The sequence below is a fragment of the Comamonas aquatica genome, assembly GCF_018064205.1.
GTDB lineage: Bacteria > Pseudomonadota > Gammaproteobacteria > Burkholderiales > Burkholderiaceae_C > Comamonas > Comamonas aquatica.
On sequence record NZ_CP072916.1, the window covers coordinates 2,049,615 to 2,070,181 of the forward strand.

The window sequence follows — 20,567 nt, forward strand, 5'->3', positions numbered from 1 at the left end:
TGCACGTTGCCGGTCGGGATCAAGGTGCGCACTGCACCATCCCTACACTGCACCCAGCAGGCCTCATCACAGATGCAGACGCTGGGCCGCCAGCTGGCCGGCACGCAGCTGGGCATGGCGCTGCAATTGTTCGGCCATGCCCGAGCGCGCCGCAGGGCCGACATCACCCGCCTTGAGTTTGATGACGGTGCTCACCGCATGGCCCTGGCTGTCCCGGGCCGTCAGGCGCAGCGTCAGCTCCCCCTGGAACCCGGGAGGCATGGTCCCGCTGACCTGGCCCGTGCGCGCATCAAACTTCAGCCAGGCGGGCAGCGGACGGCCATCGGCCTGCGTCATCGCAAACTGCACGTTCGCCAGCGGATCGCTGTGACCGAACATCGTGGGCGGCACTTTCCAGTCCACCTGCCGGTCCGTATCGGCCACCACCGCCTCGACGGAATGGAGCAGCACCAGGCGATCGGCACCCCCCCCGGCAACACAGTCACGCCCAGCGGTGCGGGTGCACCGGGCACCTCGTCCATGCTGCGCGGACCCAAGCCCAGGAAGCCCAGCGAGAGCTCGCTGCGGTCCGTCGCCACATCGGCGTTGAAGAACGGGGAAGTGGCCAAGGCACCCGATGGTGCGCCGTCATTCCCCAGGAATGCGCCGCTGGCCCGGGGTGCGACAGGTTCTGTACCAAGGGACCCGAAGGGCACCGCCCCCAACGAGGGCACCGCAATCTCCCAGATCCCCGCATTGCCAAAAATCCCTGCCACAGGCCATTCCACGGTGGGCGGAACCGCCAGCGGGGCCACATCCACAGTCAGTGCTGCCACTGCAGACCGGTTCCCCGCAGCACTGGTCTGACGCACCTGCAGCAGGTACTGGCCGGGGCTGGCGATGGCCACCACATTGCCTTGACCGGTTTGCCAAGTCTGGCCCGCATCCAGGGAGTACTCCCACTGTGCACCCACTTCCAGCGCATCCACACGCACCGTGGCGTTGCCCTCTGCGTTGCTCTCGACCTGCAGCACCGGTTGCGCTGGCAGCACGGTGTCTATGGCGTAACTGTCCGACACGCTGGTATGGATCCCGGCATTGCCAGCGCGGTCGGTGTATCCCGCATTGTTCAAAATCACGCGCAGATTGGCCTGCACCGTGCCCTGCACAGGGGTCAGGGTGGCAGTCCAAGTGATGCCTCCATCCGTACTCGTCAACGCACTCAGATGACCATCGGTGACTGTGAAATCGGCCACATCCAGACCGGTGACCGCTTCGCTGAAGCGTATGGTCAACAGTGCAGTCTCTTGCGCATTCAAGGTGGTCTTGTCCAGGAACAATTCGGCCGTAGGCGCAACGTTGTCTATCAGAACACCTGCGGTGTTGCCCACCCCATTCAACGTCACGTCCAGGTGATTGCCGGCTAGGTCGGTCAGTTGCTCGCCACGCAGGTCCAGGCTGTTGACAGCGATGCCATTGGCGTCGTTGTCCCCGGCCTGCACCACGTACTGGAACACCAGCATGTCGCTTCCGCTGCCGGACACATAGGTGGCGTAACGGCTCACCCCGCCCACATCCAGCACCAGGCGCGGAGGCAATGAGCCGGTCTGCAGCGCTTCGCTGGCGTTGATGGTAAAGGTCAGCACGTCACCGGCCTTGTAGCTGCCATCGACCGGAACGCTCACCGAGCTGACGACAGGAGCCACCGCATCAATACGCACTTGGCTGGTGTCGCCCACACCATTGAGGGCGATGTTGGCATCGTTGCCTGTGCCGTCTCGCACGGTCGCACCATTGAGTTGCAGACTGCTGCCAAGAGCAATGCCGTTGGTATCCAGCTGGCCATTGGCAACCGTCAACCGGAACACCAGGGCATTGGACCCCGTGCCAGACAGGTAAGTGGCATACGCCGTGGTGCCATTGTCCAGGGTCACTTCGATGCGTGGTGTGCCACCCGCAGTATTAAGGTACACCGCTTCATCTAGGTGCACGGTGAAGTCCAGGGTCTGTCCGGCAAGATAAGTACCATGGGTTGGCACATCGACGCTGGTCACACTGGGTGCGACTCGGTCGATGCTATAGGTGGCTCCAGTCAAACCACCACTGATGGCATTGCCTGCAATGTCGACGATCCCGGTGCCGCTGCCCTTGAGGTCCAGGCGCAGGCTACCGGTACCAGTCAAGCCCCCGACCACGACCGTATAGGTATGACCATCCACAGCAGTGATGCTGCTGATGCTGCCCGCGGCGCTGCCGCCGAAGAGCAGATTGAAGTCGCTGGCGTCGACTCCGCTGACATCCTCGCTGAAGGTCACGGTGAAGCTGACCGAACCGCCGTTGCTCGGGTTGGCATCGACGCGCACGATATTGCCTGCGCTTGGTGCAGTAGTGTCGATCACGACACCTGCGGTACTCCCCATTCCGTTGAGTGTCAGGGTCAAGTCATTGCCAGCCAGGTCGGTCAGTTGCTCGCCACGCAGGTCCAGGCTGTTGACAGCGATGCCATTGGCGTCGTTGTCCCCGGCCTGCACCACGTACTGGAACACCAGCATGTCGCTTCCGCTGCCGGACACATAGGTGGCGTAACGGCTCACCCCGCCCACATCCAGCACCAGGCGCGGAGGCAATGAGCCGGTCTGCAGCGCTTCGCTGGCGTTGATGGTAAAGGTCAGCACGTCACCGGCCTTGTAGCTGCCATCGACCGGAACGCTCACCGAGCTGACGACAGGAGCCACCGCATCAATACGCACTTGGCTGGTGTCGCCCACACCATTGAGGGCGATGTTGGCATCGTTGCCTGTGCCGTCTCGCACGGTCGCACCATTGAGTTGCAGACTGCTGCCAAGAGCAATGCCGTTGGTATCCAGCTGGCCATTGGCAACCGTCAACCGGAACACCAGGGCATTGGACCCCGTGCCAGACAGGTAAGTGGCATACGCCGTGGTGCCATTGTCCAGGGTCACTTCGATGCGTGGTGTGCCACCCGCAGTATTAAGGTACACCGCTTCATCTAGGTGCACGGTGAAGTCCAGGGTCTGTCCGGCAAGATAAGTACCATGGGTTGGCACATCGACGCTGGTCACACTGGGTGCGACTCGGTCGATGCTATAGGTGGCTCCAGTCAAACCACCACTGATGGCATTGCCTGCAATGTCGACGATCCCGGTGCCGCTGCCCTTGAGGTCCAGGCGCAGGCTACCGGTACCAGTCAAGCCCCCGACCACGACCGTATAGGTATGACCATCCACAGCAGTGATGCTGCTGATGCTGCCCGCGGCGCTGCCGCCGAAGAGCAGATTGAAGTCGCTGGCGTCGACTCCGCTGACATCCTCGCTGAAGGTCACGGTGAAGCTGACCGAACCGCCGTTGCTCGGGTTGGCATCGACGCGCACGATATTGCCTGCGCTTGGTGCAGTAGTGTCGATCACGACACCTGCGGTACTCCCCATTCCGTTGAGTGTCAGGGTCAAGTCATTGCCAGCCAGGTCGGTCAGTTGCTCGCCACGCAGGTCCAGGCTGTTGACAGCGATGCCATTGGCGTCGTTGTCCCCGGCCTGCACCACGTACTGGAACACCAGCATGTCGCTTCCGCTGCCGGACACATAGGTGGCGTAACGGCTCACCCCGCCCACATCCAGCACCAGGCGCGGAGGCAATGAGCCGGTCTGCAGCGCTTCGCTGGCGTTGATGGTAAAGGTCAGCACGTCACCGGCCTTGTAGCTGCCATCGACCGGAACGCTCACCGAGCTGACGACAGGAGCCACCGCATCAATACGCACTTGGCTGGTGTCGCCCACACCATTGAGGGCGATGTTGGCATCGTTGCCTGTACCATCTCGAAGGGTTGCACCATTGAGTTGCAGACCGCTGCCAAGAGCAATGCCGTTGGTATCCAGCTGGCCATTGGCAACCGTCAACCGGAACACCAGGGCATTGGACCCCGTGCCAGACAGGTAAGTGGCATACGCCGTGGTGCCATTGTCCAGGCTCACAGCGATACGAGGCGTGCCGCCCGTGGTGTCCAGTTGCACCGCCTCATCCAGATGGACCGTGAAATCCAGGTCCTGCCCTGCGACATAGGTGCCGTTGGCCGGCACATCAACGCTGGTGATGCTGGGGGCAACCCGGTCGATGCTGTAGCTGGCACCAGTCAAGCCGCCGCTGATGGCATTGCCGGCGGCATCGACGATGCCTGTGCTGCTGTTGTGAAGGTCAAGGCGCAGGCTGCCAGTACCGGTCAAGCTACCGATCACGACCGTGTAGGTATGGCCATCGACCGCAGTGATGCTGCTGATAATGCCTGCTGCTGTGCCAGTGGTCGTCAAGCTGAAGTCACTGGTGTCCACACCGCTGACATCTTCGCTGAAGGTGACGGTAAAGCTAACCGAAGCGCTGTTGCTCGGGTTGGCATCGACCCGCACGATGTTGCCGGCACTCGGAGCAGTGGTATCGACCAGGACGCCGGCGGTACTGCCCACACTGTTCAGCGTCAGGTCCAGGTCATTGCCGGCCAGGTCGGTGAGCTGCTCGCCGCGCAGGTCGATGCTGCTGACCGCGATGCCATTGGGGTCGATGTCACCTGCCTGCACAATGTACTGGAACACCAATGCCGCGCTGCCGCTGCCGGAGACATAGGTGGCATAGCGGGTCACCCCGCCCACATCCAGCACCAGGCGCGGCGGCAATGCGCCGGTCTGCAGCGCTTCGCTGCCATTGATGGTGAAGGTCAGCACGTCGCCAGCCTTGTAACTGCCATCGAGCGGCGTGGTGACACTGGTCACCGTCGGCACCACGCCGTCGATATGGATGCCGCCAGTGCTGGCGACGCTGTTCAAGGTCACCACGGTATCGTTACCGGCCGTGTCGCGGATGCTGCCGCCGTTGAGCTGCAGCGCGCTACCCAAGGTCACGCCGTTGCTGTCCAGCTGGCCGCTGGCAGTGGTCAGGCGGAATACCAGGGCGCTGCCACCGGAGCCGGACACGTACTCGGCATAAACGGTGCCACCGGTATCCAGGGTCACGGCGATGCGCGGCACGCCGCCGGTGGTGTCGACCACCACATTCTCACTGAAGTTGACGGTGAAATCGAGATTCTGGCCAGTGATGTAGGTGCCATCGGTCGGTGCCTGAACGCTGCCCACCACCGGCACCACACCATCAACCACGATATTGCTACGCCCGCCAAGGGAGTCAGAGCCGCCCACGGTGGGCAGGGTCAGCACCGCCAGATCGTTGCTGGCGTTGGCCAGTACCGCACCATTGAGTTGCAGCGCGGCACTGCTCTGGAAGTCCAGGTCGGCACTGAGATCGCCGGCCTGCACGGTGTATTTGAACACCAGGGTGTTGCTGCCCGAACCGCTCAGGTACACCGCATCGCGATCGACCAGCCCGGTCTCCAGCAACAAGGTCGGGCTGCCACTGCTGAGATCGACATTGACCGCCTGGTCCCAGGTCATGCTGATCAGCACCTCGTCCCCTGCCTTCACCGCACGGTCCGGGCCCTGTGCGGACACGCTGGTCACCCTGGGGTTCACCGGGATCACATTGATCGAGATGGTGTCAACATCGGTCTTCGCCCCACCGCTGCCGGAATTGCCGTTGTCGTTGGTCTCGATGGTCACGCTGGCAGCACCAAGGAAGGTGCTGCCGGACTTGAAGTTCAAGGTCTGCAACGCGGCATTGATGTTGGCGCGGTTGCCCTCGAAGATCATGCTCGCGTCGTTGGTGCCGGTGCCCAGCAGCAGGGTGATGCCGCTCGGGCTGCCCAGGCTGAGCGTGCCGTTGGTCGCGGTCAGGGTCACCGTCATCAAGCCATTGCCGGCGTCCACGTCGGTGATGGAGATGGCGTTGCCGTTGGCGGTGTTAAAGCCCAGGGCGATGTTCTGCGAGGCGGTCTGCGCGCCCGGCACGTTGTTGACGGGCACATCGTTGACCGCGCTGACGTTGAGGGTGACGGTCTGGGTGTCGGTCTGCTCGCCGCCGCTGCCGCTGGAACCCTTGTCGTTGAGGGTCACCGTCAGCACCACGTTGGTGGTGGAATCCTGGGCAGTCTTGAAGGTCAGGCTATTGGCCGCAATGAATGCGTTGATGTCGGCCAGGCTGCCGGACAGGGTCAGCTCGCCAGTACCAGCGCCGCCCACGGTGACGCCCATGCCAGTGGTGGCGCTCAGGGTGCCACTCGGCACCGAGAACGTCGCGGTGACGGTGTTGGCGCCGGCATCGACATCGCTGAAGCTGAAGCCGCTGATCACGCTCGACACATCCTCGGTCACCGAGATGGACGCTGGTGCGGTGATCACCGGTGCGTCGTTCACGGCAGCGACCTGCAGGGTCACCGTGGTGGTGGCATCGGACACGCTGGTGGTGTTGATATTGATGGTCAGGGTCACATCACCACTGGCATTGGCCGCCGGGGTGTAGAGCAGGCGGTTGGCGGCGATGAAGTTGTTGATATTGGCCAGGGTGCCGCTCAGGGTCAGGGCCGTCGCCGTGCCGCCCACGGTCACGCCGCCGGCGCCTATGGCGCTGAGGGTGCCGCTGCCGACCGAGAAAGTCGCGACGCCCAGGGTGGAGTCGACATCGCTGAAGGTGATCAGGCCAAGCGCTGTCTGTGTGTCTTCGGTGACCGGCAGCGAGGCCACGGCACTGATGGTTGGCGAATCGTTGACCGCCGTGATGGTGATGTCGCGGGTCACGGCCGTCGACTGGGCACTGCTGCCATCGGTGACGATGAACTGGACGGTGCGGGTGGTGCTGTTCGGGCTGTTCGACGAGTTGTTGTAGGTAATCGCCCGCAGCGCGGCTTCGAACTGGGCCGCGGTGGCCTGGTTCCCGGCGGAGGTCAGGGTCAGGGTGCCAGTGCCAACGGTCCAGGTGCCAACGATATTGCCCATGGTCAGCCCGTCGTTTACGAAGCTCAGGCTGTCCTGGGCGCTGAAGTAGGTCAGCATCCGCGCAGTGGCATTGAGCGGGTTCGGGCCGTCCGCGTCGACCAGGGTCAGGCCCGCGTCCACCACGACCGGGGTGGAGGTGACGTTGTTGCCTTCGTTCCAGGACGCAGCACCACTGCTCACAGTGACCACAGGTGCATCGTTGACCGCGGTGACCACCACGCTGGCGGTGTCGGTGCCCGAGGAATAGGCCGAAGTGCCGCCGGAAATGGAGGTATCGCGCTTGGTGCCTTCAAGGCCGGCGGTACCGCCGGTCTGGTCCCAGGCCTTGTAGATGAGGGTCGCGGTTTCGCCGTGGATGCCATCCGGAACAAAGCGCACCTTGTTGGTCGTATTCAGGACCAACGCCGTGGCATTCGAGACCGCGCCGACATCGGTCCAGCTGGTGCCGTTATCGAGGCTGAATTGCCATTTGCCATAGGTGCCGGTCAGTCCGGTGATGGCGATGCCTTTCACCGCGCCGGTGTCGACATCGGTGATGCCCCCGATCAGCGAGCTGACCAGGTTGCCCGCGTTGTTGGTGGACGTGTCGTTCAACCCGGTAAGGGTCGGCAATACGCCGGTCATGACTGGCGCGTCGTTGACCGAAGTCACCGGCTGATTGGTAACTGCAGTGACGGTGGAGAACGCCGTGGTACCTCCGTTGCTGCTGGTATCGGCCGTGCCGCGGATGCCGTTGACGGAGGCGGTGCCGGTGGTCTGGTCCCAGGCACGGAAGGTCAGGCTGGCCGTCTCGCCGTTGGCACCATCGGGGACGTAGCGGACATAGGTGGTGGAGCCCAGCAACAACGCGCTGGTGCTGGACACGGCACCGAAGTCGGTCCAGTTGGCGTTGTCGGTGGAGTACTGCCAGGTACCGTTGCCGGACTTGGTGATCACCGCGATACCACGCTGGGCACCGACATCGGGGTCGACCATGGTGTAGTTGGTCAGCAGGGTCGAGATCTGCGTGCCGCTGCTGGTGGTGTCCTCGTTGATGCTCGGCAGGCTGTACGGCCCGCCGGCCAGGACCGGTGCATCGTTGATGCCGACCACGGTCACGGTGCTGGCGACCCCCACCGCGATTGTGGGGATGCCACCGTCGTCCGTGCCACCGTTGTCGCTCAGGGTGTTCAGGGTTACCACCCGGTTGGCGGTGTTCGGGCTTTCGCTGTCGTTGCGATAGGCCATGATGTTGAGGACAGTCTGCGCCGTCGCCACGTCCAGGCCGGCGCCGCTGCTGAGGGTGACGCTGGCGGTGCCGCTGGTCACCGAGACCGTAACCGTGATGCTGTTGTTGTTGGTGGTCAGGCTGGTGCCGTTGATCAGGGTCACATCGCTGCCATCGATCACCAGCTTCTCGGCCGCGCCGTTGGCCAGGCCGCTGACGGTGAAGGTCATCTGGATCACTTTCTGCCCGGACTCGACGGTGTTGACCGTCGCGCCGCTGAACAGCTGCACCGCCGAGGTGTTCTCGGTGTAGGTCGGGTTGCTGGCGGAAACGTTGACCACCGGTGCATCGTTAACCGGATGAACCTCGACGCCGATCGTGGCAGTCGCACTGGTGCCACCGGCACCGTCGTCCATGCTGACCGACACGGTGCGCGGCGTGGTCGAAGGCTCGGTGGTGTTGGAGTTGCGGTACGCCAGGTTGTGCACCAGGGCGGAGACCGTGGTCGGGTTGGCGTTGCTGGTGAAGCTGACCACCAGCGGGTTGCCATTGCTGCCGCCGGTGTAGGTACCGATCACCAGGCCGTTGTACAGGATCGAGGCGCCGGACAGGATGATCTTGTTGGCGCCGGCGACCTCATCGCGAATGAACAGCACGTCCTGGCCGGCCGTACCGCCAGACGTGATCTGCACGGTCAGCTTGCCACCGCTGAAATTGGCGGAGTCAGCGTCGATGACGGTGGCGTTGCCACCGTCATCGAGGAGCACGTAGGCCGCGCCTTCGGTGTAGGCAACGGCGTCGCCATTGAAGTTGCCGATCACCGGTGCGGCCACCGCGGTGACGGTGAAATTCAGCGCCGTGTTGTCCTGGATGCCCTTGTAGACCTGGCCGTTGGCGTTGACGAAGGTCTTGTTGTCGATGCGCACGGCGTAGCCCACGCCGGCGACCATGTCGGCCGGCGGGTCGATGGTCCAGGTCGTGCCGCTACCGGTGACGGCGCCACTGCTGACGGCGATGGTCTGAATGATCGCGTTATCGCTGGTGCGCACAATATAGATATTGCCCGTGCCCTTGGCCACCGATTGGTCAAAGGTCAGGGTGATATTGGCATTCGGGGTGACGGTCAGGCTGTTGTCGGCCGGAGTCGAGCTGACCAGCTGGGGCAGGCTACCGCTCTGGTAGAAGATGCTGGTGCTGTTGGCCGTGGACGAGGTGGAGACCAGGTCAAGATCTCCATCGCCATCGAAGTCGCCGACACGGAACTGCTGCGCGTTCATGTCGGGCAGGATCACGTTGGCGAACGGCGAGCTGACCTGATCTACATCGACGAAGGTGCCGTTGTCATTGCGCACGTAACGGAAGGGCGTACCGTTGTTACCGGTCTGGTAAAGGATATCGGCGTCGCCGTCGCCATCGAAGTCGGCGACGATCGCCCGGTTCACGGACACGGTCGGCAGGCTCGCCGCGGCGGTCATGTCGACGAAGACCCCGTTGTTGTTACGGAAATACCTCATCTGCATGCCGGCCGCAACATGGATCAGGTCGGTGTAGCCGTCGCCATCGACATCGGCAGCCTTGTAGTTGTAGGCATTGAAGTCGGGCAAGGTGATACCGGCGAATGGCCAGGCGCCGTCGGCACTGGTCAGGGTGGTAAAGCTCGGTGAGGCGCTGCCACTGTTCAGTGCCAATGCCCAGGACGAGCCGGTGCCGCCGGTCTGGTAGAGAATGTCGAGGGCGCCATCGCCATTGAAATCGCCAACCAGCGTACGCACGCCGAAGGACGGACCACTCACGTCCTGGCTGGTGAAGCCCGACCCGGTGTTGAGGTAGAGCTTTATGGTTGGACCACTCACAGGTGCGGCCAGCAGATCGATGCGACCATCGCCGTTGAAGTCCCCGGCGTGATAGTTGGCGCCGCCGGTGGCCGCATCGGTTAGGGTCAGGCCGGCGAACATCGAGTTGGCTTGGCTGAAGATGCTGAAGGTGCCATCGGCGTTGCTCTGCGCATAGCTCCAGGCACCACCGGCTCCGGCCGCCTGATATAGGATGTCGGCGCGCCCGTCACCATTGAAGTCGCCGACCACGTATTTCATCTGGTTAGTGGTGGTGCCCAAGACCGGCGCGCTGGCCACCGCGCCGCCGGTGTAGGTCGAAGCCATCACGCTGTCGTAACCACTGACGCTCAACGCGCTGGTCTCGATGGCGCCGCTGTTGCGCTCCAGCATCCAGTTGCCACCCAGGGCCGCAGCCCCGGTATCGTCCGCCGATGCCGCCACATCGGCGCCAGTGATGGCCGCCAGCTGGTCCAGGAAGGACTGGCCCTTGTCGCCCTGGCCCACATCGCAGCCGTACAGCAGCAGATCGCCATCGGCCTTCAGCGCCGCGCCAATGCCTTGCAGAGCCGCACTGTGCTCGGCCAGGTTGGCGCTGCTGAGCCAGACATTGCCCATCTGCACCGTGCCGTCCGCGCCGTGCGACAGCAGGTGGATAGCGTCCAGCCCACTGCGCCCCTGCAGGTAGTCGGCCATCTGCTGCAGACCGTCCTTGCTGGCGTCCAGAATCACCACTTCGGCATTGCCGGACAAGCCTGCCAGCAGTTCAGCCAGGTTGACCACCTGGCTGTCCACAAACACCACTTCCTGGCGTGGGCTGGTGGCGGGGGCCGCCTCGGCCATCAGCGCATGGCGCAGTGCGCCAGCGGTGTCTGCCGCCGCGTCGGTGGCGGCCGCTCCGTCCACCACGGCATGAGCGGCGTCGGCAGCGCCCGCGCCGTCAAACATGAAGCGCTGCTCCAACGCCAGGGGGCGCATGCTGCTCCCCAGCCCTGCGGGGGCGGTGAGGTTTGGTGCAGCGGCTGCGGACGTCGCAGGTTTGGCAGCAGCTTGCGCCAGGCGGCGCCAGAAGGGGCGGTTGTGGGCGGTCATCGAATCATCCTTCCTTTTTGCCTAGGCGGCCCTTTCTCGGGCTCACGGGCGGCACTTGCAAGGGCACTGGCACGGAATACGGGGGCTGGTTCCGCTGCACACCGTCACTTCGGTGGCTGTAGGCCCGGCCCGGATTTCTTGTTTGAAGCAAGCTGCGGGCTATCTATGAGACATGCGCACAGGGTGCTCCTTCATCGGCGGTCTTGGGTCTTATTTCTGCGCAGGCGGCGCCATCAGCACCTGCCCGCTCATGCCGGCAATCAACTCGGGGAACTTGCCGTGGATGGCGGCGTTGACCTTGATGGACTGGCTCACCGGGTCCACCCGCGCGGCCAGGCGCTGCACCTTGGCGGGGTAGGTCTTGCCGGTTTCGTCAATCCGCACCTCGAAGGCCGTTCCCTGCTGCAGCCAGCTCAGCCAGCGCGAAGGCACCAGGAATTCCAGCTCCAGCACGCTGTCGTCGATGATGTCCAGCAGCGGCTGCCCGGCCTGGGCGTACTGCTGCTCGCGGATCTTCTGCTCGGCGATTCGCCCCGCATAGGGCGCGCTGATCTGGCATTTGCCCAGCAGGCTGCGGTTGGCCGACAGGTCAGCGCGGGCCTTGTTCCATTCGGCATGCGAGGTGTCCAGCTCGATCTTGCCCACCGAATTCAGCTCGGCCAGGCGCTGGTTGGCACGCCAGGTTTTTTCTGTCGCATCCACCCCGGCCTGGGCCTTGTTCAACTGGGCCTGTTGCAGACTGCAGTCAAACTGCACCAGCAGTTGGCCCTGGCGAAACGCTGCCCCTTCCACCACCGGCAGGCGCTGCACCTTGGCGCCAATCTCGGCGGCCAAGGTGGTGTAGCGGCGCGGTGCCAGCTGGGCGCGGATGTCGCGCTGCTCCAGCGCGCTGCCCACACCCGGCAGCGCGGCTGCAGGCTTCTTGGCGGCAGGGGGCGTGGCGGGCGCAGTGGGCGTAGATGGCATTGGCGCCGTCTGCGCACCCGCAGCCAGCACCACACCCCAGCAGGCCATCCCCAGTGCGCCGCTGCGCACACCTCGCAGTCGCATCATTGCAGCTGCCCCGCTTCCCAGCGCTGCAGCGCCTGACCGACGGCACTGGTCAGCTCGGGCAGCGGCAGTTTGTCAGAACCTTCGATCACCGGCTCCAGCCCCAGCGTGGCCTGCAGGCGCGAGCCTGCCGACTGCAGGGCCGCCAGCGCCTGGTAGCGCCGCAGTGTGGACAGGATGGACGCGGTCTGCTGTGCCACGCTGTCCTGGCGGGTCTGCTTGTCCACCTTGACCAGGTTGTCCACGTGCTGCGTCAGGCGCTGGTCCACTTCGGCAATGGCATCGGCGCGCTCGTACTGGTGGGCGGCGTTGGCAAACTGCAGGCGGGCGATGTGCAGCTGGCTGAGCACCGCCATCTGCGTGGCCATGCGTTTCTGGTCGGCCAGGGCCACACCGGCATCGGCCAGGCGCTTTTGCGCCGGCACCGACAGCAGGCCCAGCAGGTTGAACGAGATCTGCAGCCCGGCTTCGCGCCAGCTGTCGTTGATCAGGTAGCTGTCTGTGCTGTGGTTGGCGCCGTAGTTGAAGGACAGGCCGGGGAACATGCGCAGCATCACGCGCTTGGTTTCTTCGCGGGCAATGCGGGCACCGTACTGGCTTTCACGCAGGTCGGGGTTGCGCACCAGGGCCAGCGCTTCCATGTCTTCCACCGGGCGCTGCAGCCAGGTGGACGACGTACCTTGCGCGGGCTCGGCCACACGCCAGGCCGCGGCCGCCTGGCCAGGCGCCATGCCCATCAGGGCCGCCAGCTCCAGGCGCGCGGGCGAGAGTTCCTGCTCGATCACTTCCAGCAGGCGCAGGTTTTCCAGCAACTGGCGCTGGTAGCGCAGCGGCTCCACCGGCGAGCGCAGTTTTTCGGCTTCGACCTTGCGCACATCGGTCAGCGCCAGATCGGCCGCCTGGCTGGCCGTGCGCAGCGGTGCCTGCAGGGCCTGGTGGGCGGCCACGCGCCAGTAGGCGGTGCGCACTTCCTGCACCAGGTTGTGCAGGGCCTTGCGGCGACGTTCTTCGGCAATCAGCGCACGGTCGGCGTTCTGGCGGGCGGCGTAATAGCTTTGACCGAAGTCCAGCAGGCTCCAGGAAAAGCCCAGCGAGTACAGCGTGGCTTCCCGGTCGGTAGAGATATAGGGGTTGGCCAGCGAGGGGCGACCGGTGACCGAGTCCTGGCTGCGGGTGATCAACTCTTCGTCACGGTAGCGGTAGCCCGCCGAGGCCACCAGCTTGGGCAGCATGTCGAATTTGGAGACCTGGTAGGTTCCCTGGGCCACGGCCTCTTCCATGGCGCGCAGGCGCTGCACGGCGTTGTACTTGATGGCGCGGGCAATCGCCTCTTCCAGCGTGACGGTGGCGGGCAGCGGAGCCACATCCTGCGTCAGCTGCTGGCGGTCGGCCTGCACCTGGCTGCGCAGCTCATCATCGGTCAGGGGCTGGGCATTGAAGCTGGCGCAGCCGGTCAGCACAGCGCCGGCCCCCAGGATCAGGGTGACGCGGCGTGCCAAAGGCTGCCAGGAATGAGAAACAGAGTGGTCTTGCATGGTGGCTGATAGAGATGGGTTCGAAACACCAACACAGCCACTGGCAGGAAGCGGGCACAAACTGTCCACACAAACCCTACTCAGACCGCACGTCCCCACGAATGGAGCCCCCTCAGCGGCTGGTAATTTGTAAATGTTTTCATCTTACAGACAACAATAGTTACAAGCAATCACTGATTTCAGGGAGATCACGCCATGCTTTGGGGTAGCACCCATACGCCAAAGCACAGACGCACAACGCTAATAAAGGGGTGGACCGTCATCACTTTCATGCGTAGAACCGAGGAACGAAAACAGGAACAGGACCTTGGCTCTACAGTCCCCTTGCAGAACTGCGCCAGTTCAACGTGCAGGAGTCGGAGCTGCCAGGCATGGCAGCGGATCAGATCCATGATCTTTTATCGGTGCTGCAAAAGAGCATAAACGTCATGCCGCAATGGTCGCAAGGGTCAGCCCGGCAACAGTTGCGGGCTGGAGCGAAGCTGAATCGACCAGCCTTTCCTGGACGGTTTCAGACTTCACACAACTCTAAGCCACCTTCACTGAACGACTGCTAAGCGGCCAAGAACTGTCACTCACCTCGTGGAGTCAATTGGCGGCAATCGCTGCATAGCGGAAGTAGCCTGATACAGGCAGATTCAGGCTGGATACCGCCGCCGAACTTGTTACGCCAGAGATAGTAGCTGGACCGTACCTGCGACACAACTCTGCCACTGGCAGTCCAGATTCCGCTTCTCGCAGGAAGGCAACGATCTGTTCTTCTGTAAATCTCTTTTTCACGTCCAATCTCCCGTATTCGGGATTGGACTCCAGAGTCAGGCGCTACTCAAATACGGGGAAACGTCGGTTGGCCAGCAGGCCAGACAGCAGTTCTTCGGGTATGTCGTGTTTGTTGGTGTTCATGGTGTGTACGGACAGACCGGTTTGCGCCGGTAGTTGATTGTCCATTTACACAAAATTCTGCACATCCTCGAGTGACTTCAAGAGCGCCACAGCCGGCATAAACATCAGACTAATTTATCAAGTTTGGAAGTAGCCACCAGCAACTAGCTCAAACCATCACCCGCCAACCTACGCCCTGCACGGTTGGTAAATTGTCATTTGTGGCCGGTATAGGCCGCTTTAGGCCGCTTTTTCGGGTGGTAAATTGGACAAAAAAAAAACCACCTAGATTTCTCTAAGTGGTTGTTTTTACAGTGGGTTTTAGTGGTGGGTGCTAACGGGCTCGAACCGCTGACCTACGCCTTGTAAGGGCGCCGCTCTACCAACTGAGCTAAGCACCCACTGATCTTGAAATAAAAAAGCATTTAGAAAAATCTAAATGCCTTTTTTATACAGTGGGTGGTGGGTGCTAACGGGGTCGAACCGCTGACCTACGCCTTGTAAGGGCGCCGCTCTACCAACTGAGCTAAGCACCCACTGATCTTGAAATAAAAAAGCATTTAGAAAAATCTAAATGCTTTTTTTATACAGTGGGTGGTGGGTGCTAACGGGGTCGAACCGCTGACCTACGCCTTGTAAGGGCGCCGCTCTACCAACTGAGCTAAGCACCCCACTGCCGAAAATCTGGGGATTAGTTCAAAGCGTCCTTGAGGGCCTTGCCGGGACGGAACTTAGGCACCTTGGCGGCCTTGATCTTGATTGTATCGCCCGTACGGGGATTGCGGCCTGTACGTGCAGCACGCTTGCCAACGGCGAAAGTACCAAAACCCACCAAGGAAACTGTGCCACCCTTCTTCAGGGTTTTCTTCACTGCGTCGATTGTGGATTCCAGAGCGCGGGCAGCCGCAGCCTTGGAAATATCGGCGTTATTAGCAATGTGCTCAATCAGTTCAGTCTTATTCACAAGATGCCTCTCGAGAAATGGTTGTTGGAGCGCCTTTGCGACCAAGCCTTCACAAAAAGGCTCAGCACCCATAGGGGTGCCTGTCAGCGTTAGGCGAGATTCTAGACAGGTTTGCCTAGCATTTTGGCGAAACAAACGTTTTTTTTCATGCACGCAGGCGGGGTGACTTTCCGCATTGACAAGCACTGCCATGTGACGAAGCAAACAGCCACTTTTGTACACCGCCGCAGGGGCCTGGGCAAGCCACCAAGCGCCGAGGTGTGCCTTCGGCGCTTCAGTGGATGCATGCATGCATTCAGTGCTTGACCCGGCGGCGGATTTCCGGAATGGCTTTCTGGAGGTAGTAGACCATGGACCAGACGGTCAGCACCGCCGCCACCCAGATCAGCACCTGGCCCCACAAGCGCGTATCGAGCACGCCCAGCAAGCGGCCGTCAAACAGCAGGAACGGAATGGCCACCATCTGCACCGTGGTCTTGACCTTGCCGATCATGTGCACGGCGACGCTCTTGCTGGCACCGATCTGCGCCATCCATTCGCGCAAGGCCGAGATGGCGATCTCCCGGCCGATGATGATCAGCGCCACGAACACATCGGCCCGCTGCAGGTGGACCAGCACCAGCAGGGAGGCGCAGACCAAGAACTTGTCGGCCACCGGATCCAGAAAGGCACCGAACGAGGACGTCTGGTTCAGCTTACGCGCCAGGAAACCATCGAGCCAGTCGGTGGCAGCAAACACGATGAACATCAGCGCCGCAACCAGGTTGCGGGTCTCTGGCGCCAACGGCGCATAGAACACCCCGACGATCAGCGGGATCGCGACGATGCGCGTCCAGGTCATCAGGGTGGGAATGGTGAAGAACATGGACGCGATTGTGTCACGGCTGACGCCGCTTGCATGCAAGCCTTGCGCCGCGGCCACCGCCTTCCTCAGCGCAACGCACGGTAAATGTCTTCGGCCAGGCTGGCCGAGATGCCATCGACCGTCATCAGGTCCTCAACGCTGGCATTGGCCACGCCGCGCACGCCGCCAAAGCGCTGCAGCAGGCGGGCACGCCGCTTGGGGCCGATCCCCGGAATGTCCTCCAGCTTGCTCTGACCCACGCGCACCTTGGCACGCTGCGCGCGCATGCCGGTGATGGCAAAGCGGTGGGCCTCGTCGCGGATCTGCGCCACCAGCATCAGCGCGGCGGAGTCGTGCCCCAGGTAGACCTTGGCCCGGCCATCGGCAAACACCAGCTCCTCCAGCCCCACCTTGCGGCCCTCGCCCTTTTCCACGCCGACGATGCGCGACACATCCAGCCCCAGCTCGGCAAACACTTCGCGCGCCATGCTGACCTGCCCCTTGCCGCCATCGACCAGCACCAGATCGGGCAGGCGCGGCGCGCCGGGCTCCGGCTCGGCCCCGCCCGCGGCCTGCAGGGCCTGGGCCACCGGCGCATAGCGGCGGTGCAGCACCTGGCGCATGGCGGCATAGTCGTCGCCCGGCGTGATGCCCTGGATGTTGAAACGGCGGTACTCGCTGTTCTGCATCTTGTGGTGGTGGAACACCACGCACGAGGCCTGCGTGCTCTCGCCCGCCGTGTGCGAGATGTCGAAGCATTCGATGGACAGGGCTTCCAGGTTGTCCTGCGGCAAATCCAGCGCCTCGGCCAGCGCCCGGGTGCGTGCGTGCTGCGAGCCTTCCTCGGCCAGCAGGCGCGCCAGCTGGATGGCGGCGTTCTGCTCGGCCATCTCCAGCCAGATGCGGCGCTGCTCGCGCGGCTGCTGCACGGCCGCGACCTTGTAGCCGGCCTGCACCGACAAGGCCTGCAGCAACTGCACGTCCACCGCCTCGCTGACCACCAGCACCGGCGGCGTGGGCACGTCGATGTAGTGCTGCGCCAGGAAGGCCTCCAGCACCCGCGCCTCCACCGTGCGCGGCTGCACCTCGTCCTCCGAGGCGTAGACGCCCATGGCGTCGTCCAGCTGCGAGGGGAAGTACGCGCGGTCCCCCAGGTGCCGCCCACCGCGCACCATGGCCAGGTTCACGCAGGCACGCCCCCCTTGCACCTTGACCGCCAGGATGTCGACATCCTTGTCGTCCGTGGTCTCGATGGCCTGCTGGTGCAGCACCGTGGACAGGGCGCTCATCTGGTTGCGGATCTCGGCGGCCTTTTCATATTCCAGCCGGTCGGCGTAGGCCATCATGCGCGCCTCCAGCTGCTGCAGCAGTTCCTGGGTTTCACCGCGCAGCATGGCCTCGGCGTTGCGCACGTCGGCCGCGTAGTCCTCGGGACTGATGTGGCCCACGCAGGGGGCCGTGCAGCGCTTGATCTGGAACAGCAGGCAGGGGCGTGAGCGGTTGGCGAACACCGTGTCCTCGCAGGTGCGCAGGCGGAACACCTTCTGCAGCAGCTGGATGCTTTCCTTCACCGCCCAGGCGCTGGGGTAGGGCCCGAAGTAGCGGTGCTTCTTGTCGGTGCTGCCGCGGTAGTAGGCGATGCGCGGAAAGCACTGGCCCGCATAGCGGCTGGTGTCGCCGTCGTGCGCCGCCACACCAGTGAGCTTGAGGTAGGGGTAGCTCTTGTCGTCCCGAAACAGGATGTTGTACTTCGGGTGCTGGGTCTTGATGAGGTTGTTTTCCAGCAGCAGCGCCTCGGCCTCGGAGCGCACCACCGTGGTCTCCAGCCTGGCAATCTTGCTGACCATGTGGCCGATGCGCGTGCCGCCATGGTCCTTCTGGAAATAGCTGCTCACCCGGCGCTTGAGGTTGCGCGCCTTGCCCACATACAGCAGCTGGTCCGCCGCATCGAAATAGCGGTACACGCCAGGCAGGGCCGGCAAGGCTGCCACCTGGGCCAGGATTTCGGGAGAGTGCTCGACACTAGACATGGCGTGATTGTGGCGCCTGCCGCGCACCGGCACAGCGCACTTGCAAATAAATAGCTGTGAGCGCGCACTGCACAAGGGCTGGATGCCGATTTCACTGCAAACTTGCTACACACCATAGCCACACGCACTGCACGCACTGCGGGCAAGGGCCTGCTGGCTGGGCTAGCATCGCCCCTCTTTGCCGCGCCTTGTCCTTGCCCATGCCTGTCCCCCCCTCTTCCGCCGCCCCACAGCCCCTGCGCTGGGACATCTTCTGCCGGGTCATCGACAACTATGGCGACATCGGCGTGTGCTGGCGCCTGGCGGCAGAGCTGGGCGCGCGCGGCGTGCCGGTGCGCCTGCGCATCGACGATGCCTCGGCCCTGGCGTGGATGGCACCGCAGGGTGCCCCGGGCGTGCAGGTGCTGCCGTATGACGCGGCCTATGCGGAGCACCCCGCGGTGGTGATAGAGGCCTTTGGCTGCGAAGCCCCCGCGCCCTACCTGGCCGCGCTGTCGCGGCGCCATGCGCACTGCCACAGCCACCACCAGCCGCGCCCCGTGCTGGTGAACCTGGAGTACCTGTCGGCCGAAGACTATGTGGAACGCTGCCACCGCCTGCCCTCGCTGATCATGTCGGGCGAAGGCCGGGGGCTGACGCGCTGGTTCTTCTACCCCGGCTTCACCGCGCGCACCGGCGGGCTGCTGCGTGAAGCCGACCTGCTGCTGCGCCAGGCGCAGTTCGACCGCCCAGCCTGGCGCCAGGCCCACGGCCTGGGCGATGGCGACTGCGCCATCTCGCTGTTCTGCTATGAGCCACCGGCGCTGCCGCAACTGCTGGGCCAACTCGCCCACCCGGTCGCAGGCTGGCAGCCGCGCCTGCTGGTCACCCCCGGCCGCGCCACGCAGGCGGTGCAGGCACAGGCGGGCGCACAGGCCTTGCAGCCGCGCTACCTTCCGCCGCGCACACAGGCCGAGTTCGATGCCATGCTGTGGGCCTGCGATCTGAACCTGGTGCGCGGCGAAGACTCCCTGGTGCGGGCGCTGTGGGCGGGCCAGCCCTTCGTCTGGCACATCTACCCGCAGGACGACCAGGCCCACCACGCCAAGCTCGATGCCTTCCTGGACTGGCTGCAGGCCCCTGCCAGCCTGCGGGCTTTTCACCACGCCTGGAACGGCATGCGCGACGCGGCCAGCCTGCCCACCCTGACCCCGGATTTGCTGCGGGAATGGCGGCACTGCGCCCAGCAGGCACGCACAAATTTGCTGCAACAAGCCGATCTGATCGCACAGCTGCAACCGTTTGCAGCGGAAAAAAGCTAAAATCTCGCCTTTGCCTCCTCAGAGCGGTTGTGCAGCCTTGCGCAACCCCGACCTTTTGGACGGCTCCCGCCGCGGAACATGCGGCAGGCCTTATCGCTTTTTTCAGAAGCGCCTTGCTTGCCTGCCGTGTTGAGCGGCTCCACCCAACCAGCTAAGCAAGCTATGAAAATCGCTCAAGAAATCCGCGCCGGCAACGTGATCATGTTCGGTAAGGATCCCATGATCGTTCTGAAGACCGAATACGCCCGTGGTGGCCGTGGTGCAGCCACCGTGCGCATGAAGCTGAAGTCGCTGATCGGCAACTTCGGCACCGAAAACGTGTTCAAGGCCGACGACAAGATCGACAACGTCATCCTGGACAAGAAGGAGTGCACCTACTCCTACTTCGCCGACCCCATGTACGTGTGGATGGACGATGAATTCAACCAGTACGAAGTCGAAGCCGAAAACATGGGCGACGCACTGAACTACCTGGAAGACGGCATGGTGGCTGAAGTCGTGTTCTACGACGGAAAAGCCATCTCCTGCGAACTGCCCACCACCATCGTGCGCGAAATCACCTGGACCGAACCCGCCGTGAAGGGCGACACATCGGGCAAGGTGCTCAAGCCCGCCAAGATCGCCACCGGCTTCGAAGTGGCTGTGCCCCTGTTCGTGTCGCAAGAAGACAAGATCGAAATCGACACCCGCACCGGCGAATACCGCAAGCGCGTGTAAGGCTGGCGCCGCCCCACGGCGGCCCACCCTGCCCAAAAGGCTTCCTGCGGGAAGCCTTTTTTATGGATGAACTATCAAAAACAAGAGCTGCTAGCGCTTGTACATCAAGCACTTCAGCCATAAAACCATCTAAAAACCTTCAATCATCAACGCTAGCAGCTCCTCTTTTTAAAAGGCCTCCTGTACCAGTACCACCTGGCACGCTTCCTGCAGTTAACCCTCTCAAGTGATTCGGTTGCAC

General features: G+C 63.2%; 9 protein-coding genes, 3 tRNA genes and 1 pseudogene. 2 read left to right on the forward strand and 11 right to left on the reverse strand.

Annotated features, from left to right (window positions below):
• Positions 1 to 66: 66 nt before the first annotated feature.
• From KAQ61_RS09780 to uvrC, 11 genes and pseudogenes are all read right to left on the reverse strand, one after another.
• On the reverse strand, positions 67 to 378 hold the full coding sequence (locus tag KAQ61_RS09780; protein WP_210929054.1) for a putative Ig domain-containing protein: 312 nt from the start codon (positions 376 to 378) through the stop codon (positions 67 to 69).
• Positions 333 to 11,003: a DUF4347 domain-containing protein gene (locus KAQ61_RS09785; protein WP_210929055.1), complete on the reverse strand. Its 10,671-nt coding sequence runs from the start codon at positions 11,001 to 11,003 to the stop codon at positions 333 to 335. Before KAQ61_RS09785 ends, KAQ61_RS09780 begins: the two co-directional genes overlap by 46 nt.
• A 210-nt stretch (positions 11,004 to 11,213) precedes the next feature.
• Positions 11,214 to 12,056, reverse strand: a complete 843-nt coding sequence (locus KAQ61_RS09790; protein WP_244982858.1) for an efflux RND transporter periplasmic adaptor subunit — start codon at positions 12,054 to 12,056, stop codon at positions 11,214 to 11,216.
• A complete protein-coding gene (locus KAQ61_RS09795) occupies positions 12,053 to 13,588 on the reverse strand; it encodes a TolC family protein (RefSeq protein ID WP_244982859.1) in 1,536 nt (511 codons plus the stop codon). Before KAQ61_RS09795 ends, KAQ61_RS09790 begins: the two co-directional genes overlap by 4 nt.
• 652 nt (positions 13,589 to 14,240) lie before the next feature.
• Positions 14,241 to 14,368, reverse strand: a pseudogene (locus KAQ61_RS09800) (transposase); the annotation flags it as partial.
• Between the two features lie 427 nt (positions 14,369 to 14,795).
• A tRNA-Val gene (locus KAQ61_RS09805) sits at positions 14,796 to 14,871 on the reverse strand.
• A gap of 59 nt (positions 14,872 to 14,930) precedes the next feature.
• Positions 14,931 to 15,006, reverse strand: a tRNA-Val gene (locus KAQ61_RS09810).
• A gap of 59 nt (positions 15,007 to 15,065) precedes the next feature.
• A tRNA-Val gene (locus KAQ61_RS09815) sits at positions 15,066 to 15,141 on the reverse strand.
• Positions 15,142 to 15,161: 20 nt separating this feature from the next.
• Entirely contained in the window at positions 15,162 to 15,434 is a 273-nt protein-coding gene (locus tag KAQ61_RS09820; protein ID WP_043387285.1) for an HU family DNA-binding protein, read from the reverse strand.
• Between the two features lie 295 nt (positions 15,435 to 15,729).
• The gene (gene pgsA / locus KAQ61_RS09825; protein WP_045267020.1) at positions 15,730 to 16,299 is read right to left on the reverse strand and encodes a CDP-diacylglycerol--glycerol-3-phosphate 3-phosphatidyltransferase; all 570 of its coding nucleotides are present in this window, start codon (positions 16,297 to 16,299) and stop codon (positions 15,730 to 15,732) included.
• A 65-nt stretch (positions 16,300 to 16,364) separates the two neighbouring features.
• Entirely contained in the window at positions 16,365 to 18,308 is a 1,944-nt protein-coding gene (gene uvrC / locus KAQ61_RS09830) for an excinuclease ABC subunit UvrC (RefSeq protein WP_210929056.1), read from the reverse strand.
• Between the two features lie 200 nt (positions 18,309 to 18,508).
• Here uvrC and earP point away from each other — a divergent pair, with 200 nt between their 5' ends.
• Together earP and efp are read left to right on the forward strand one after the other, a co-directional pair.
• Positions 18,509 to 19,609 carry an elongation factor P maturation arginine rhamnosyltransferase EarP gene (gene earP, locus KAQ61_RS09835; RefSeq protein ID WP_210929057.1) on the forward strand — a complete coding sequence of 367 codons (1,101 nt, stop codon included), beginning with the start codon at positions 18,509 to 18,511 and terminating at the stop codon, positions 19,607 to 19,609.
• Between the two features lie 162 nt (positions 19,610 to 19,771).
• On the forward strand, positions 19,772 to 20,326 hold the full coding sequence (gene efp / locus KAQ61_RS09840) for an elongation factor P (RefSeq protein WP_042412962.1): 555 nt from the start codon (positions 19,772 to 19,774) through the stop codon (positions 20,324 to 20,326).
• Positions 20,327 to 20,567: the final 241 nt, after the last annotated feature.